The organism is Paenibacillus ihbetae (assembly GCF_002741055.1).
GTDB lineage: Bacteria > Bacillota > Bacilli > Paenibacillales > Paenibacillaceae > Paenibacillus_AQ > Paenibacillus_AQ ihbetae.
The window spans coordinates 6,191,804-6,208,891 of sequence record NZ_CP016809.1; the positions used below are offsets into that span (position 1 = coordinate 6,191,804).

Sequence of the window (17,088 nt, forward strand, 5' to 3'; positions counted from 1 at the left end):
CCTTCGAGGCACTTCGTTAGACTTTTGATCGCGCACTCTTCTCCGATTCAAGCAATAACTTCTTGTAAAAATTCCTGCTTTATATCTGGAGTCAAACCAAAGTGCCCGTTTCTTAAGCATGCAAAAAAAAGGATCTTCAAGTTACTTATTCAAGGCTGGGTAACACTCATTGATTAGATTATTCTCATCCGTTTAACGATTGAAGGGTGTTCGTTATTTTGGCTCGAAAAATTTCCACTATTTGAAGCGGAATTTGGCATTTATGAGCAAGCTCGAGACTTGTTATGTCCGGCTGCTGTTCCAACTCCTTCTCAATCTTTGCTCGGATATCTTGTTTTTGCATATAAACCTCCTATAATGTAGGATTTATCCTGCTTATTATATCGTGATCGGCGTAATCCCTATGCCAGAATATCCCGTGTTGGTTAATGCCAATGAAGTTACGGTGTTCGATGAAGTGTTAATAATGGATATAAATGGGGATAGCGTATTAGTGACATAGGCCCGTGTCCCGTCCGGCGTTATCGCGATGCCGCTTGGACTGTCTCCAACTGGTATCGTCGGGGCAATTACCGTGTTCATGGCAATGTGAATAATGACGACGGTGTCATTCCCGCCAATGGTGACGTAAGCACGGGAACCGTCCGGGGTAATGGCGATTCCAGTGGGACTAGGGCCGACAGGAATGGTTGCAATGACCAGATTGAAGGCGGTATCGATGACCGATACCGAACCGCTTGAGAAATTAACGACATAAGCACGGGAACCGTCGGGCGTAATAGCAATTTCGTTAGGCAAAAGGCCGACGGGAATCGGTAGTCCGAGCACCATGTTAGCTGTAGTATCGATCACGGAGACGGTTCCATCGGTTGAATTGACAACATAAGCACGGAGGCCATTAGGGGTAATGGCAATTCCCGTTGGACCGTTTCCGACCTGAATTGCAGGACCGATTACCGTATTGGACGTTGTATCAATGACGGAAACGGTATCGTCAATGAAGTTCGTGACGTATACCCTTGATCCGTCAGGCGTGATGGCATTGCGGTTGGCACCGTCTCCAACCGGGATGGGCATGCCGATCAGCGTGTTGGTTGCGGTATCGATTATCAGCACGTTATCATCGTTGAAGTTTGTGACATAGGCTCTTGTTCCATCCGGGGTGAACACGATGTCATTCGGGCTATCGCCGACTGGGATAAAGCCCATTATCGTATTTGTAGCCGTATTGATTACGGTAATTACATCATTAAACGTAAATAAGGCGTATGCGAATGGGCCGTAATCAACGGAATTAATGGAGCATATGGGAATGATTCGCGTTCCGAAGACGCCGGTTAAAATAACGGTTCCTTCCTCTGTACGCCTTATTCGACCTTCGATGGTGTCTGCAACTCCTGAGGTCGAGACCGAGATATACTGGCTGTCTAACCGCTGCAGCGTGGATCGCATATCCTCCAGGCAAACATCCTCCGGGCTTTCTCCTGGCGGCCCCGGCGGACCTGGTATGCCTTGCGGCCCCGGTGGTCCGGCAATTCCCTGCAGTCCCGGTGGTCCCGGCGGTCCTGGCATTCCTTGGAGCCCCGGTTGTCCGGGTACTCCTTGAGGTCCTTGCGCTCCGGCAGAGGGCGGAACCGACACACGGACCGTTTTTCTCTTAATAATGATACACCGGCGTTTTCTTTTTTTTGGTTTGCAAACCAGCTTTAGTTTTTTTTTGAATCGCTTCTTTTTCTTAGACGGACATCCCATCCGCGAACACCTCCCCATGAATTGGTATATCATACGTACCCTGTGCAAGCGTTGAGTGCACAAGTACCTATAAGGGACTTAGACAAACAACCATTTTTGGGGTATGGTTTAGATCATCAAGTGAACAGCTTTACGATCGTACCCCCTTTTGGGTATTTATCCATTCCATCACATTGTTTAAAATTTAAATATGTTTTTAACAAGCTGCTTAACAAAAGATCACGCACTGATAACTAACAAAAGGCGGGTGGAAACATTGACTAATCTGGCAACACGCCGTTCTTGGCGCGCCGATAAGCTGTCACATCTCGGATCTTCCATTTTTGCGGAGGTCGCGAAGTGGAAACAGGAGGCACTGCAAGCAGGAAAGCAAGTGATCGATTTGGGCATCGGAAGCCCGGATCGCGGACCTTCCATATCGATTCGTGAACACCTTAGCTCGGAAGTTCTGAAGGAAGATAATTATTCCTATCCGGGCACCACGGGTACAGCGGAATTTCGCGACCAGTGCGCAGCGTGGATGTCATACCGTTTCGGAGTTCAGGTAAACCCTGATACGGAAATATTAGCTTTGATGGGTTCTCAGGATGGACTATCCCATTTGGCGCAGGCGATCTGCAATCCGGGGGATATTGCGATCGTGCCCGATCCAGGGTACCCGATCTATACCGGCTCCCTTGCAATCGCCGGGGTAACGCCTTGGTTAGTTCCATTGAAAGAGGAACAGGGCTTTCTTCCAGATCTGAATAGCATTCCGGAGGATGTGTGGGAGAGGGCGGTTTTCATCTTGCTGAATATCCCGGGGAACCCGGCTGCGGCGCAGGCCGACCTTCCGTTCTTCGAAGCATTGGTGGATAAAGCGAAGAAGCATGGGGTGTTGATTGTTCACGATATGGCCTACTCCGAGCTTGTGTTTGACGGCGGTCGCTCACTCAGCGTGTTGCAGGTTCACGGGGCCAAGGATGTCGCGGTTGAACTTCATTCATTCTCGAAGAGTTTTAATATGGCTGGCTGCCGCATCGGTTTTCTGACTGGAAACCCGGAGGCTGTCGCTTCGCTTCGCGAATTCAAGGACAATATTGATTACGGGGTATTTAAGCCGATTCAGTCCGCTGCAGCTGCTGCATTGAAGGAAGCTATGGCTGGAGCCGAAGCCGGAAATGAGGCTGCATCGCTGTACGAGTCCAGACGGGACGTGCTGGTGGCAGCACTGGCTGAAGCCGGGTGGGAGGTGCAGAAGCCGTGCGCGACCATGTTCCTGTGGGCCAAGCTTCCGCCCGCATTCTTGCAGCGGGATCAGCCTTGGAGCTCGCGACGTTTTGCCAGGGAGCTGCTGCTCAAAACCGGTGTCGCCGTCATACCCGGCGATGCCTTCGGCTCTGAAGGGGAAGGGTTCGTGCGCATTGCGCTGGTGCAGGAGGAGCAGGTATTGCGCGAAGCTGCAAGACGGATCGGCTCGTTCCTCAATGAATTTGCTTAAAACCAAAAGTACGACTGTTGCAGGACCTCTCTTTCGAGAGAAGGTTTGAAATTCTCTGAAAATTGTTTCACAGGGTTGATCATTCACAAACGATGTGATAAATTATTCAACAGTGCTACAAATGAATATTCAACGTGTATAACCTCATTAATATGGTCTGAGGGTCTCTACCAGGAACCGTAAAAATCCTGACTACTGAAAATGGCTTTTTCATTTTCCGTCGTCAGGATTATTTTTTTTGGCCGCAGAAGTTATACATGCGATGATGGAAGGAGATCGATGGCGAAATGAATTTGAAGGTGCTTATCCTTGCAATCTCAACCATATGCGTTGGATTGGTGGAATTGATTGTCGGCGGCATTTTGCCGCAAATTGCTCAAGATTTGAATATTTCAATCGGTACCGCTGGGCAGCTGATCACCGTATTCGCGTTGATCTATGCTTTTTCGGGACCGGTTCTTCTTGCTTTGACGGCAAAAATGGAGCGTAAGCGGTTATATATGCTGTCGCTGTTCGTCTTCTTTATTGCAAACGTAATGGCATACGTAAGTCCGAGCTTTACGATGCTGATGGCAGCAAGAATTTTGACGGCCATGAGCACGGCGCTCATTATCGTGCTGTCGCTGACCATTACGGCGAAGGTGGTGGAGCCGGCCCACCGGGCAAAGGCGCTTGGATTCATTTATATGGGCATTAGCTCGTCTCTGGTGCTGGGGGTGCCGCTGGGGATCATGATCAGCGAAGCTTTCGGGTGGCGCGTTCTGTTCCTCGGAATCGGCGTCCTATCGATCGGGTCGATGGCGCTTATTTACTTCTTCCTGGACCGGATCGAGCCGGATCAATTGACGCCGCTTCGGGAGCAGATTAAGGCGCTGGCTAATCCAAAAATCGCCGGTGCTCATCTGGCGTGCTTATTCATGCTGGCCGGTCATTATACCGTGTACGCGTATTTTACGCCGTTTCTGGAGTCGGAGCTTGGGCTTAGCCCATACTGGATTAGTATCTTCTACTTCCTGTTCGGCTTATCGGCCGTAGGTGGAGGCGCTTTTGGCGGAGCGCTCGCCGATGCTCTCGGATCACGTAAGAGTATTATTATGATCATCACTTCATTTATGCTGGTACTGTTTGTCTTGCCGTTCACGACGTTCTACATGTTCCTGTTCATGGCAGTGATGGTCATCTGGGGGGCGCTAAGCTGGAGCTTGGCTCCGCCGCTGCAAAATTACCTGATTCAGGTGGACCCGGACACGTCCGATATCCAGCAAAGCTTCAACAACTCAGCGCTGCAGCTCGGCATTTCCCTTGGTTCAGCTATTGGGGGACTCGTCTTGGAACAGGGAGGCTCTGTCAGCAGTACGGCATGGGTTGGAGGCGGGGTTGTCGTCATTTCCCTGGTGTGCGCGATGTATTCCCTGACCAGGCCAGCTCTTTCTGCAAGATGGGGCAAATGAGGTTAACCGGAAGCAAAAGTGAATAAAAGGCAGCTGCTTGAGATGAACTGCCCCTCCACTGTTAGTAAAGTCTAACAATAGGGAGAGTAGTTTCAGTTCATAAAGCAGCTGCCTTTTTTATGTGACTTACATGCAGGAGGTTTATAACAGCTCGCGCACGGAATCGCGGTAAATAATTTTGCCCGGAACGACGATGCGGCCGTGCCGCAGGTCGGGCGAAGCAATTTTACCAAGCATGGTCTGGGTAGAGGATTGCGCCAGCTGCTCAATATCGACCTCCACTGTCGTTAAATGCGGGTCGGTCAACGTGGCGTAGATATCGTTGTCAAATCCGACGACGGAGCAGTCCTCCGGAATGCTCAGGCCGTTATTCTTCAACTGTTGGACTACGAGATAGGCTACCTGATCGCAATTACATACAAAAGCCGTCGGAAGTTCAGCGGGCATGGCGATATCGATCAAGGTCCCGTGCTCATCGCGGTCATGAAGCACCCACTCCTGGCGAAGCGGAATCCGGTGTTCAAGCAGCGATTTGTAGTATCCGAGGAAGCGGTCCTGAATGCTGCTCGTGGAATGGATGCTTCCCACAAATGCGATGTTCCGATGCCCTAGACGGATTAAATAGTTCGTCATCTCATAGGCACCGTAAAAATTATCGGTGACAACGGCGTCAATATCGGAATGATCGTCATAAAAATCGAGAAACAGGATCGGCGTCCGCGTCGAATTCATAAGCTCGATATAAGGCTTGCTGATTTGACCGAGCAGAATGATACCGTCAACCTTCCGGTCATAGTATACGCGCGGCAATTGGAGCTCCTGCTCATCCGAGCTGCTTAGAATATGGAGGATGCCGTAATAGCCGTGGGATTCAAGCGCCTTGGCGATTTCTTGATAGACCCTTAAATAAAACGACTGATCCGGCCCGGTAAACCTCTCGGGAATGACTACACCGATATTGTAAGTTAATCCTTCACGCATCGACTTGGCGGCCGTGTTCAAGCGATAGCCCAGCTCCATCGCAACAGCCTTGATCTTCTGCTTCAGCTCGCCGCCAACGCCCTCTTTATCATTCAACGCTTTGGATACCGTTACCGTGCTGACGCCTACCTTTTCTGCGATATCCTTCATCGTAATATGTTTGCTCACTGCACGGTCTCTCCTTATCAGCAATGGTTGCAAGTCTTATTTGTTCGATCTGATGCCGGCAGGCTCTTGATTTGAGAGAATGCTCGCCTGGCTCAAAATCCAGTATACCTGCTTGGGAATGACAAATAAAGACGAGTGCTGGTTGCTAGGAGCATCATTAAGCCTCTTGGTACAGCCGCTCCAACCGAAGCAGCACCTCTATGCAGAAGCGGCTGTTATGGTAGGGACATTTCCAGGGACCAGCGATTTCACGTCCGTCAGGATTGCCTTGCCCGTCAACAGACCAGTACCATTCGCCGCCAGGACGGGGATCGATGAGCTTCCCGCTCGTATAGCTCCATATCTTGCGGACAAGCTCGAGGAAGCCTGCTTCGCCAGTGAGCTCATACGCATTCAGAAAGCCAACCATCGCTTCAGCCTGCACCCACCATATGCGGGTCGTATCCAGCCGGCCGCCTTCCTGCTCGTTCATCACCGAGCCGTCCGATTGTATCGCATGTTCGGATACGGAACGCGCGAGGGCAAGGACCATTTGCTTATAATTAGGATTCGAGAGCTCCGCAGCTTCAATCGCGTCTTGAATCAGCCAGCTTGCTTCAATATCGTGTCCGAAGGAAGTCACATCCGTCAGTGATGCCCAGTTCTTATCAAAAAAGACGTTCAGCCGCCCAAGCTCCGCATCAAACATTCGATCATGCAAAATCGACAGCAGGCGGTCCAGCGATTGCCGTACCTGCGGGTCCGGCCATATGCGATATAACGTGGTATAGGCTTCAAGTACGTGAATATGCGTGTTCATCGTGATGTCTGCTACGACGCCGCTGCCGCTCAGCATTTCATTAGGCTGCTCGTTCCATTCCCGGTCAAACTCTTCCCGATATGCCCCGATTTGCTCGTCGTAACCGACCGCTTCAATCGTCCGGTACAGCTCCTGCGCGAGCTTCAACGCGTCAGCGTCGCCGGTTGCACGGAAATATTCGCTTAAGGCGTATACGCCGAAGGCTTGATTATAGATGTGCTTGCGTGCGTCCAGTACATTCCCTTCATAGTCCGCCATCCAGATCAACCCACCAAACTCGGGATCCAGCAGCCGCTCGGTTAGGAAAGAGAACGCATGGCTGGCGCATTTACGGTAATCTTCGGTTCCCGTCACGCGATAGGCTGCGGCAAAGCTCCATAAGATTCTTGAATTCGCAATACACCCTTTCGGAGCAAGAGGCTTAGCGGTAAGGGAAGCATCGACTTCGCCGTAATAACCGCCATATGCCTCATCCATTAAACGGGCCCAGAAAGGCAGAATGTGATCAAGCCATTCCTTGCGAATCTCGTTGAAGATTGGATCAAGTGTTTTCATAACAGCCTCCATATAAAGTAATCGATAACCTTAACAATAATCTAATTGGTCAGGAATATATAAGTCAACGCAAAAATTCGACACTGCCTAAAAAGTAGGTCCTCTTAAAGCGGATTGATTATTGCTTGATCACGTTATAAACTCCATTTGTGAACTTAACGTTAACCTAATCTGATAGGTTCGAAAACTCTCGTGAATCTCATTCATACCAAACGATTACAGGTTCCTTGCTTTTGTGAGCAGGGGGATTAATATATACAAACCCTAAAGGAGGATGAAGCTTGTTCCCATTATGCATCGGATGGAGGATTCATTTGTTAGCTGCTCTTATGCTCGTTGTGGTCGGAAGCGGATTACCGAGAACTGAGTTGTCTGACGGGTTTCATGTAAGCGGCACCAAACTATATGACTCAACAGGAAAAGCTTTTGTGATGAGAGGGATGAATCATGCCCACACCTGGTATAAAAACGACCTCCATGCTGCCATTCCTGCCATCGCGAATACGGGTGCCAATTCGGTCCGGATTGTGTTATCGAATGGAACTCAATGGACAAGAGACGACGTGGATGCTGTAAAGAGCATCATTTCGCTTGTCAATGACAACAACATGATCGCTGTGCTAGAAGTGCACGATGCGACCGGCAAGGATGATCATGCTTCCCTGGATGCAGCGGTAAATTACTGGATTGATATCAAAGAAGCGATTATAGGCAAGGAAGACCGCGTCATCGTGAATATCGCAAATGAATGGCATGGCAGCTGGAGCGGGAGGGAATGGGCCGATGGCTACAAGCAGGCGATACCGAAATTAAGGAATGCGGGCATTAAAAATACGTTGATCGTCGACGCGGCCGGGTGGGGACAACAAACGGAATCCATCGCGGAGTACGGTACGGCGGTGTCGGAGGCTGATCCGCAGAGGAATATCATTTTCTCCATCCATATGTATGAGTATGCCGGGAAGGATGCTGCGACCGTGAAAGCCAATATGGAGCTTGTTCTGAGTCAAGGGCTGCCGCTCATCATCGGTGAATTCGGAGGATACCATCAAGGTGCGGATGTGGATGAAATGGCGGTTATGAAATACGGGCAGGAGAAGGGTGTCGGTTGGTTGGCATGGTCATGGTACGGCAATAGCCCGGAACTAAGTTATCTTGATCTGGCGGCAGGGCCCTCCGGAAGCTTAACAAGCTGGGGAAACACCGTGGTAAATGGGGCGAATGGGATAAAGCGAACGTCAAGGAAAGCCGGAATATTTGAAATGAGCAGCGATTTTGATTAATTCCCACTTGACAGGTTGAAATAATGGGTTTAATCTAAGCACAAGCAAATGGTTCATTTATCATTAAATGAACGCTCATAATCTTAGTATTGAACGATATGATCAGCCGATTGGTCCACCAAAGGCTCCTGTTCATTCTCGCTTCCTTGTATGAGGTGAGAATGGCAGGAGCCTTTCTGCTTTCACGATGGCAGAAAGACCGCTTTTCAAGGAAAGCAAGGCTGATTCACCGACCGGCAGACGGAGGGGATGACAGCTACCGGGAAAGGAGCGATATGGAGAAGAACAAGGATTGGAATCTGATGGAAGAGGCGGACTGGCATTTTCGAAAGCTTGTGCGAAGATTTGTGAAAGAGCGCGACAAGATATCGGTGGAGGGCGTATCCCTTCCCGGCTTGTTGATCCTGAAGACGATTGAGCGAAACGGCGAACAGCGATTAGGCGATCTTGCGGAGGTTCTGGATTTCACGTCCGGGGCAGTTACCGCCCTCTGCGACAAGCTGGAGTCCGCCGGGTTTGCCGTCAGGCAGAGAAGCCGGACCGACAGGCGCTCGATCGTGCTCGATATTACGATACAGGGGCGAGAGATGCTGCTTCGAAATCAGGAGGTCGGCACCTGCATGATCGATGTATTGTTCGGAACTTTTTCACAAGAGGAGTTAATTCAGCAAATCCATTTTTTTAAGCGGGTCCACGAATCGCTGGAGGGCTTCTCGGAACGGATTCATCAGCAGTACCGCAATGCTGCCGAAGGAGCATCGGGGAAAGGCGGATCTGCAGCTCCCCGGCGTAACCGGGACTTTATCTCGTATTAATGATCTTGTTGTTAAGGAGAGGATTGAACTATGGGACATCCGACGATTTATCCTACCGGTGCGACGGTATATTTGCCCGGCAAAGCCTGGAGCGGCTATACGATTTTTCAGGCGGCTGATGTTGGCGCGCTCCTGATTGACATGAACGGCAGAGAGGTACACCTGTGGAAAGGGCTGCGGGGATTTCCCAACAAGCTGTTTCCGGGTGGATTTGTGCTAGGCAGCACTTCCGAGCGGGACCCGAAATATGGCTTCCAGGATGAGAGCAATCTGGTTCAGGTCGATTGGGAAGGCAATATCGTATGGAAATTTGACCGCTATGAATTCATTGAGGATCCGGGCCATCCTCCGCAGTGGATGGCTCGTCAGCATCATGATTATCAGCGGGAAGGCAACCCGGTAGGCTACTATGCGCCGGGGCAGGAACCCAAGCTCGACTCGGGCACTACGATCATCCTTGCGCACAAAAACGTCACCCGTCCCGAAATCGCGGGCATCGAGCTGCTTGACGACACGATTATTGAAGTCGATTGGGAAGGGCGTATCTTATGGGAGTGGTCCGTAAGCGATCATTTCTCCGAGCTTGGATTTGACGAGCATGCGAAGCAGTCCCTGTATCGGGACCCGAACACCCGCGGCTTCGGCGTCCATGCAGGCGACTGGATGCATATCAATTCGGTGTCGGTATTAGGGCCTAACAAGCATTATGATGCGGGAGACCAGCGTTTTCATCCCGACAATATCATCTGGGATGCCAGAGAAAGCAATATTATTGCCATCATCTCCAAACGCACAGGCGAAATCGTCTGGAAGCTGGGCCCGAATTATGATCAAGAGGAAGTGAAGCATATTGGCTGGATCATCGGTCAGCATCATGCTCATCTGATCCCAAAGGGGCTGCCGGGCGAAGGAAATATCCTCATCTTCGACAACGGAGGCTGGGGCGGATATGGCAGTCCCAATCCGGAGTCGCCTGACGGTCTGAAGGTTGCTCGCCGGGATCATTCCCGCGTACTGGAGATCAATCCAATTACCTTGGAGATCGAATGGCAGTACACGCCGACGGAAGCGGGCTTTCAGGCACCGCTGGACTCCTACCGCTTCTACAGTCCGTACATCAGCTCGGCGCAGCGCCTCCCTAACGGCAACACGCTGATCACGGAAGGCGCGGACGGGCGGATCTTCGAAGTGACGCGGGAGCATGAACTGGTTTGGGAGTACATATCTCCGTATAAAAACAGCCGGAACTCCAATATGGTCTACCGGGCGTACCGCGTGCCTTACGATTGGATTCCGCAGCTTGAGAAGCCCGTCGAAACGGAGATCCCTAAGCTGGATGTTGCCGATTATCGACTTCCGGGAGCCGCACCGCGCGGCGCGATTACAGCCGTTGAAGTAGAAGGGACGATCTCTTACGGTGAGGGAGCCCTCTGCGTGGCCAGAACGGATGAAACGGCCAGAAAGGACAGGGATCGCCATGAACAGAACTAGTGGAAATGGTAGCAAACGCTTTGTCCTGCTCCTTCTGTGCTCATTCATCATCTCGGGTCTTCTCGGCGGCTGCAGCAGCGCAGCAGGTGAGGAGCAGGGAATCCGGCTTAAGCTCAGAGTTGCGGATATTTCCACGAATACGACATTCCGCGTTGCGAAAGCCAAGGGGATCTTTGATAAGCATGGCATCGATGCGGAGCTGGTAAACTTCGCGACGCCTGCCGAAGGCGTAAACTCCCTGTTTATTAAACAGGTGGATGTTGCATTCGGCGCGGACTTTCCGCTTCTGAACGCTGCCGGCAAGGGCGACTACACCATTTTTGCTTCTTCCGGAACGGCTACGGATCTCAGCGCAAGCGAATGGAAGCTGTACGTCCGCAAGGAGATCGAAACCGCCGCGGATCTGAAAGGCAAGAAGCTGAGTTTCTCAAGAGGAACCTTTATTCCTTATTTATGGGATGTGTACCTGGCCGAGAACGGAATTGCGGTTTCTGATGTGGAGCTCGTCGGCCAGGGAGGCTTCGATGAGGCTTATGTCGCGCTGAAAAAAGGGGAGATTGACGCCGCATGGGTATACGGCGCTGTTCTGAACGAAAAGTTCGGCGCCCTTGCAGAGGCGCGCGAGCTGACCGATATGTCGAAGACGCCGGTACGGATCGGCACGGGACTGATCGCGCCGACCGAGCTTCTGAAGAAGAACCGCCAAGGGTTTGTTCAGTTCCTCAAGGCGCTTGATGAGGCTTCGGATTATGCCCAGCAACATCCGGAGGAAACGGCCGAGATCATGTACGAGGAAGTCAAGCAGCCGAAAGAAGCAACCCTGAAGGACCTCCCGATCAATCCTTGGAGCATCGGATTCTCGGATAAGGCGTACGAAGGGCTGCAAGGTCAGAAGGAGTATATGGTATCCAGCGGCATCATCGAGAAGGACTTTGACCTGAACGACAAATTGGATTTGGAGATCGTGAGGGAGGCATTTCCCGATCGCGTGATAGATATCAAGAAAGGGGATGGCAATCCATGAGCGCTGTTCCGCAAACGAACGGAATATATATTGAGCAGCTGAACAAAAGCTTCTCGCAGCCGGGAGCAGGGGAACTGCATTACATTATTCAGGATGTGAATCTGACGGTGAAAGGCGGAGAATTCTTCATTCTCCTCGGGCCGAGCGGCTGCGGCAAATCAACACTCCTCAGTCTTATCGCCGGCTTCGTATCCAAGACGTCGGGTCAGGTGAAGGTCGGGGAACGGGAAGTCGATCGTCCCGGACAGGATCGCGCCGTCGTGTTCCAGCAAGCCGATTCTTCCTTGTTTCCGTGGCTGAACGTCCGGGAGAATGTCGAATTCGGCCTGCGGATGAAACGGATGCCTGCCTCGGTACGAAGAGAGATTTCGGATCGGTATATCTCTTTGGTTGGGCTGGACGGGCACGAGCAAAAATTCCCGAGGGAGCTGTCAGGCGGTATGAAGCAGCGCGTTCAACTGGCCAGAGTTCTCTCGAACGATCCTGCAATTCTGCTTATGGATGAACCGTTCGGGGCGCTTGATGCCATGACGAGACGCACGATGCAAAGGGAATTAGTCAATATCTGGAGAAAAACGAATAAAACCGTTATTTTTGTTACCCATGATATCCAGGAAGCGCTGCTTCTCGGAGAACGGATCGGCATCATGTCGGCAGGACCATCCTCCAGGATCACGGATATCTATGACGTCCCTCTGTCCTATCCGCGCGATTTGTCCGATCCGGAGCTCCACCGGCTCCATAACCAAATCCAAGAGCATTTTGACGACTAGCGAAGCGAAGAAAGGAGTTTGGAGAACGATGAGCAATAAGATGATCAAAGGCATTCGCCACCTCATCTTCTGGATTGTCATACTGGCGGTGTGGCAGCTTCTGGCGTCGGTCTATGGGCCGGAAATTCTGCCGGGACCGATCTATACGGCAGCAGGCGGGTATGAGCTGCTTCAAGATGGAACGCTGGTTAGCTACATCGGCATCAGCTCCTACAGAGTTCTGCTCGGCTGGACGCTGGGGAGCCTGCTTGCGATTCCCGCAGGGCTCATAATCGGCAAGGTGAATGCCATAAGGACCATTGCAGAGCCTTTCCTTAATTTCATCCGTTTTATTCCGCCGATTGCATTTATTACGTTGTTTCTGGTCTGGTTCGGGATCGGGGAAACGTCAAAAGTCGCCCTGATTTTGTACGCCACCTTTTTTATCGTGGTGCTGAACACGCTGACCGGCGTGTTGTCCGTCGAAGAGGACAAAATCCGCTCCGCCCGGAGCATGGGCGCATCCGAATGGCAAACGGTGCTCCATGTCATCATTCCCGCAACGGTTCCGTATATGTTCACGGGGGTAAGGCTTGCCATGGGGACCTCGTTCATGGCGATTATCGGAGCAGAAATGATCGCATCCAACGAAGGCGTCGGGTATTTGATCTGGAATTCCAGGCTGTTCTTCCGTACGGACTGGATATTCGTGGGACTCATCTGCCTCGGCTTAATGGGTTTTCTGACCGATCGTGCCGTAGCGCTGCTCGGCAGGAAGCTGTTATCCCGATACGGGGTGGTCAGCACCCATTCGGTTCGACGTTAATACTGAACATATCCCCGTTAAACGCATCCTATCGTCAGGATGCGTTTATTTTGCCTGATTCCCCGCTTTATTCTCTATAATGAATCACCATGCTGAACTGATTCGTTGTTTCGCCGGAGTTGTGATAGACATGAGGCTTATCGGCTTTAAAGCGAATCGAATCCCCGCGGCGCACCGTATATTCATCGGTACTGATCCGTATCGTCAGCTCCCCTTCGAACATCGTAATAAATTCCTCCGTCCCGTCGATGTGAGCCTCCGCGCTTAAATATCCCCCTGGATCCATCTCAAGCGAATAGATTTCAAATCGACGTCCGTCCTCAAACGGAAACAACGGATAGATCCGGACCTTCCCGTTATCCTCAACCAATGCCTGGACCTCATCGGCCGGTACGACAACGGTATCCGATGCCGGCTCATGAATCAGGGAGGTGAAGGAAATTTTCAACCCGTTGGCGATTTTCCATACGGTAGCAATCGAGGGACTGGATTCGCCTCGTTCAATTTGGCCGAGCATCGTCTTGCTGATTCCGGTCAAATCAGCCACTTTATCCAGGCTAAGCTTGCGTTCCTCCCGGAGCCGCTTTAAGTTTTGAGCGAGAATGTGATTGATATGCTTCATGTTTGATTGCCTCCTGTGGATCAAGATTTGAATTGTGCGTTATAACGTATGTGATGTATAATTATAACGCACGTACGTTATAGTGCACATATAGGTAATTATATCATACAACCAAGTGGAGGAAGGGAGGAGACCATGCTCGTACCATTGCTAATGTTTGCTATCGTTTCATCATTTACCCCGGGACCGAACAACATAATCTCAATGACCCATGCCCGAAAATACGGGTATCAGGCCGCTCTAAAGTTTATCGGCGGGGTTGCAGCGGGGTGCTTCGCTATCATGCTGTTGTCCGGTTACTTCAATTTCGCATTATATCAATGGATTCCGAGGGTCAAGTTTGCTTTGGATTTGTTGGGGGGCTTATATCTGCTGTATTTAGCCGTGAAAATCATAAGAAGCAAGCCGCAGCAAAATGAAGACCCGGCCGGCATCATGAATACCTTCTGGTTCGGATTATTCTTCCAGTTCATCAATCCCAAGGTGATTCTATACGGCTTTACGGCCATTTCGTCCTTCGTCATGCCTGTGACGGATTCTCGCCTTCAATTGGTCATGTATTCTTTGCTGCTGACGGTCGTCGGGGTTAGCGCCAACTTGACCTGGGCACTAGGCGGCAGGCTGTTCCAACGTTTCCTCGAACGCCATGAGCGGGCGTTTAATGTCGTGATGGGGCTGTTGCTCATATTCAGTGCCGTATCCATATTCGCGAACTAGTCCAAGAGAGGGGCCAAATATCGTATAATAAAAATACTTCAGAACGATCTGGGAGGAGACCATGCGATCATTCATCCCGCTGCAAGCTCCGTTAATCGAAACTTCTCATCCGGACGCTTCCTACTGTTATCGCGAATATCAGCCAAGCGCAAATCTGAGTCCTTATGTGGCCGCTTACTGGACTTTAGATGTTCGGTCATCCGTTCGGCCGCCGCAGCATCGCATACTGCCCGACGGATGCGTCGATATCATTTTCGACCTCCGTTCCCGTTCCGCTTCCGAATGCGCCTTCGTGGCAGGGGTGATGACCGCTCCGGACGCTTTTTTAATGACCGAGGATCACGCCTTGTTCGGTGTCCGCTTCTATTCGGAGACGGTTCGTTTATTCACGCGCTATCCCGTCTCGGAATTCAGGAATGCACAGGTGTTTCTGCATGAGATTTGGGGCAGGGATGGCGCTGAATTCGGCGAGCGCATCATGACTGCTGCAGATACGATCCGGCGGATCGAACAAATGGAAGTTTATTTATCGAACAGGCTAAATCGGGCAGACATTGCCCATGACGCGATCCTCCTTCAAGGCCTTCGTTATCTATACGACGAGAAGGGGATGCTAAGCGTCAGATCCCTCGCCGATAAGCTTCATTACAGCGAAAGAACGGTACGTCGGGCTTTTCAGAAGGAGCTGGGCATCGGTCCCAAAGAAATGACGGACATCATCCGTTTTCAATACTTGCTGCGGGAGCTGCTTCATGCCCGGTCCTACCGATATCCGGATATCGCCGCTAAATACGGTTATTCCGACCAGTCGCACTTCATCCACACCTTCAAACGATTCTACGGTGCTACGCCTCAGCAGGTGTTCCAGGCCCCGTTCAGCCCGGGTTAGCGTGCAAGATGTCCGTTTTTTACAATCTTTTTGAGGGTTCTGGAGCCAAAATATATAGTGGCAGGAATTTAAACTTGAAGGCGAAGGCCGTACGTTTAGGAGGAATGTATCATGAAACCGCGTATATCTGTACTAACGCTTGGCGTAGATGACCTGGAGCGATCGCTGAAGTTTTACCGCGACGGCCTCGGCTTGCCGACAGAGGGGATTGTCGGCACCGAGTTTGAGCATGGTGCTGTTGCCTTTTTCGATCTGCAGTCCGGCGTGAAGCTGGCGATTTGGAGCCGCAAGGACTTGGCGGCGGAGGCGAATGTCCCGCATCATGCGCCCAGCTCGACGGAAATGACAATCGGCCATAATGTCGGTAGCAAGAAAGAAGTCGATGAGGTTATGGAGCAAGCCGTGAAGGCTGGGGCAACCGTAACCGTCGCCGCTCAGGATACGTTCTGGGGAGGCTACTCGGGCCACTTCCTTGACCCGGACGGGCATCTGTGGGAAGTATGCTGGAATCCCGCTTGGGAGCTTGATGATTAAACTCAGCAAAAGACAACAACAATGGACTAGCAGTTGATCAAGTATATAATGTTGCATATTACAATCGCAGGCCTGAGCCTGCGATTTTTTTATGGTTATGGTTCAATGCCGGATGCGGCAATCGTCTGCAGCAGAGCCTTGACTTCTTGGATGATCACGGTTTGATAGAATGTTCCCTCGTTGTATAGCCGGCCGATCTGTCGGTATGTATCGTTAAGGCGTGTCTGATATTCATCCGCTTCATTGTCCGGGTTATCGCGCTTGAACTGGTCCATGACCGCTTGGATGTAGGCAGGACGGGCGCCCCAGCGGCCAAGGACCTGTCCGCTGCGGGCGTTAAGGAAGAGGGCTACAGGCTGTGCGCGGCCGCCGCCGGTCAAGAATAGATCCATTGTCTCCAAATGCTCTTCCATCAACAGAATTTCTGCCGTAATGCCGCTTTGCTCCATCAAACGGAACAGAACCGGAACGTTCCATATGACATCCGGACACCAATCCGTGCAGAGAATGAGAACGTGCAGACGGTGGTGTTCTTGCAAGGCTGTGAAGAAATTCAGATCTTCTCCCTTCTGCCATTGAAACTGCTCGTAAACGCCGGTAAATCGAGCTTTCGTATCCGGGATGCCGCTTAGAATCATTTCACGAGTCTGCATGGTCTCCATGAATTGCTGAATGGTTATGCCTTGGCCAATTTTGTCTTTTAGATAAATGCTTGTGTTCATTTTAATCTTCCTCCCGACATGTACGATGCGGATTTGACTGATCCTAATGGGGCTCACACGGTCAGGATGCAGTTAAACAAGGGAGAGACCGATGCTGGCGCATTCGGATCTAGCCGGCAAGCAAGTTATATCATAAAATAGAACTGACCATTATGAAATGGACAGTTTTTGATAAATTATGCGGGTCAATCGTTCTCGATATGAATGCGATCTATAGATCGTATAAA

General features: G+C 51.0%; 16 protein-coding genes and 1 riboswitch. Of the genes, 11 read left to right on the forward strand and 5 right to left on the reverse strand.

Annotated features, from left to right (window positions below; all coding sequences use genetic code 11):
* Window positions 1-378: 378 nt before the first annotated feature.
* Window positions 379-1,572, reverse strand: coding sequence for a beta-propeller fold lactonase family protein (locus BBD41_RS27780; RefSeq protein ID WP_223260482.1), 1,194 nt, complete (start codon window positions 1,570-1,572; stop codon window positions 379-381).
* A 427-nt stretch (window positions 1,573-1,999) separates the two neighbouring features.
* Between BBD41_RS27780 and BBD41_RS27785 the strand changes: the two genes are divergently transcribed.
* Both BBD41_RS27785 and BBD41_RS27790 read left to right on the forward strand, forming a co-directional pair.
* Window positions 2,000-3,232 (forward strand): aminotransferase class I/II-fold pyridoxal phosphate-dependent enzyme, encoded by a 1,233-nt coding sequence (locus BBD41_RS27785; protein WP_223260481.1) that lies wholly within the window; start codon window positions 2,000-2,002, stop codon window positions 3,230-3,232.
* Between the two features lie 114 nt (window positions 3,233-3,346).
* A riboswitch (purine riboswitch) is annotated at window positions 3,347-3,446 on the forward strand.
* Between the two features lie 73 nt (window positions 3,447-3,519).
* Window positions 3,520-4,683 (forward strand): MFS transporter, encoded by a 1,164-nt coding sequence (locus tag BBD41_RS27790; RefSeq protein ID WP_077566634.1) that lies wholly within the window; start codon window positions 3,520-3,522, stop codon window positions 4,681-4,683.
* A 141-nt stretch (window positions 4,684-4,824) separates the two neighbouring features.
* Here the strand turns inward: BBD41_RS27790 and BBD41_RS27795 are convergent, their stop codons facing one another.
* Complete coding sequence (locus BBD41_RS27795) at window positions 4,825-5,832, reverse strand: substrate-binding domain-containing protein (RefSeq protein WP_099479902.1); 1,008 nt, start codon at window positions 5,830-5,832, stop codon at window positions 4,825-4,827.
* 157 nt (window positions 5,833-5,989) lie between these two features.
* A complete protein-coding gene (locus BBD41_RS27800; RefSeq protein ID WP_099479904.1) occupies window positions 5,990-7,186 on the reverse strand; it encodes an AGE family epimerase/isomerase in 1,197 nt (398 codons plus the stop codon).
* A gap of 329 nt (window positions 7,187-7,515) precedes the next feature.
* Here BBD41_RS27800 and BBD41_RS27805 point away from each other — a divergent pair, with 329 nt between their 5' ends.
* The 6 genes from BBD41_RS27805 to BBD41_RS27830 all read left to right on the forward strand — a co-directional run bounded on the left by BBD41_RS27805 (window position 7,516) and on the right by BBD41_RS27830 (window position 13,377).
* The gene (locus tag BBD41_RS27805) at window positions 7,516-8,469 is read left to right on the forward strand and encodes a glycoside hydrolase family 5 protein (protein WP_077569002.1); all 954 of its coding nucleotides are present in this window, start codon (window positions 7,516-7,518) and stop codon (window positions 8,467-8,469) included.
* 275 nt (window positions 8,470-8,744) lie between these two features.
* Complete coding sequence (locus tag BBD41_RS27810) at window positions 8,745-9,284, forward strand: MarR family winged helix-turn-helix transcriptional regulator (protein WP_077569001.1); 540 nt, start codon at window positions 8,745-8,747, stop codon at window positions 9,282-9,284.
* A gap of 30 nt (window positions 9,285-9,314) precedes the next feature.
* The gene (locus BBD41_RS27815) at window positions 9,315-10,775 is read left to right on the forward strand and encodes an aryl-sulfate sulfotransferase (protein ID WP_099479906.1); all 1,461 of its coding nucleotides are present in this window, start codon (window positions 9,315-9,317) and stop codon (window positions 10,773-10,775) included.
* Window positions 10,762-11,799, forward strand: a complete 1,038-nt coding sequence (locus BBD41_RS27820; protein ID WP_099479907.1) for an ABC transporter substrate-binding protein — start codon at window positions 10,762-10,764, stop codon at window positions 11,797-11,799. The genes BBD41_RS27815 and BBD41_RS27820 overlap by 14 nt, the downstream gene beginning before the upstream one ends.
* Window positions 11,796-12,572, forward strand: coding sequence for an ABC transporter ATP-binding protein (locus BBD41_RS27825; protein WP_099479910.1), 777 nt, complete (start codon window positions 11,796-11,798; stop codon window positions 12,570-12,572). The genes BBD41_RS27820 and BBD41_RS27825 overlap by 4 nt, the downstream gene beginning before the upstream one ends.
* Before the next feature lie 28 nt (window positions 12,573-12,600).
* Complete coding sequence (locus tag BBD41_RS27830) at window positions 12,601-13,377, forward strand: ABC transporter permease (RefSeq protein WP_099479911.1); 777 nt, start codon at window positions 12,601-12,603, stop codon at window positions 13,375-13,377.
* Between the two features lie 67 nt (window positions 13,378-13,444).
* Here the strand turns inward: BBD41_RS27830 and BBD41_RS27835 are convergent, their stop codons facing one another.
* Entirely contained in the window at window positions 13,445-13,999 is a 555-nt protein-coding gene (locus tag BBD41_RS27835; RefSeq protein WP_099479914.1) for a helix-turn-helix domain-containing protein, read from the reverse strand.
* A gap of 135 nt (window positions 14,000-14,134) precedes the next feature.
* Between BBD41_RS27835 and BBD41_RS27840 the strand changes: the two genes are divergently transcribed.
* From BBD41_RS27840 to BBD41_RS27850, 3 genes are all read left to right on the forward strand, one after another.
* The gene (locus tag BBD41_RS27840; RefSeq protein ID WP_077566626.1) at window positions 14,135-14,716 is read left to right on the forward strand and encodes a LysE family transporter; all 582 of its coding nucleotides are present in this window, start codon (window positions 14,135-14,137) and stop codon (window positions 14,714-14,716) included.
* A gap of 61 nt (window positions 14,717-14,777) precedes the next feature.
* Entirely contained in the window at window positions 14,778-15,605 is an 828-nt protein-coding gene (locus BBD41_RS27845; protein WP_099479916.1) for a helix-turn-helix transcriptional regulator, read from the forward strand.
* Between the two features lie 111 nt (window positions 15,606-15,716).
* The gene (locus BBD41_RS27850; RefSeq protein ID WP_077566624.1) at window positions 15,717-16,139 is read left to right on the forward strand and encodes a VOC family protein; all 423 of its coding nucleotides are present in this window, start codon (window positions 15,717-15,719) and stop codon (window positions 16,137-16,139) included.
* Window positions 16,140-16,234: 95 nt separating this feature from the next.
* Here BBD41_RS27850 and BBD41_RS27855 read toward each other — a convergent pair whose 3' ends face one another.
* Entirely contained in the window at window positions 16,235-16,861 is a 627-nt protein-coding gene (locus BBD41_RS27855; protein WP_077566623.1) for a thioredoxin family protein, read from the reverse strand.
* Between the last annotated feature and the right edge of the window lie 227 nt (window positions 16,862-17,088).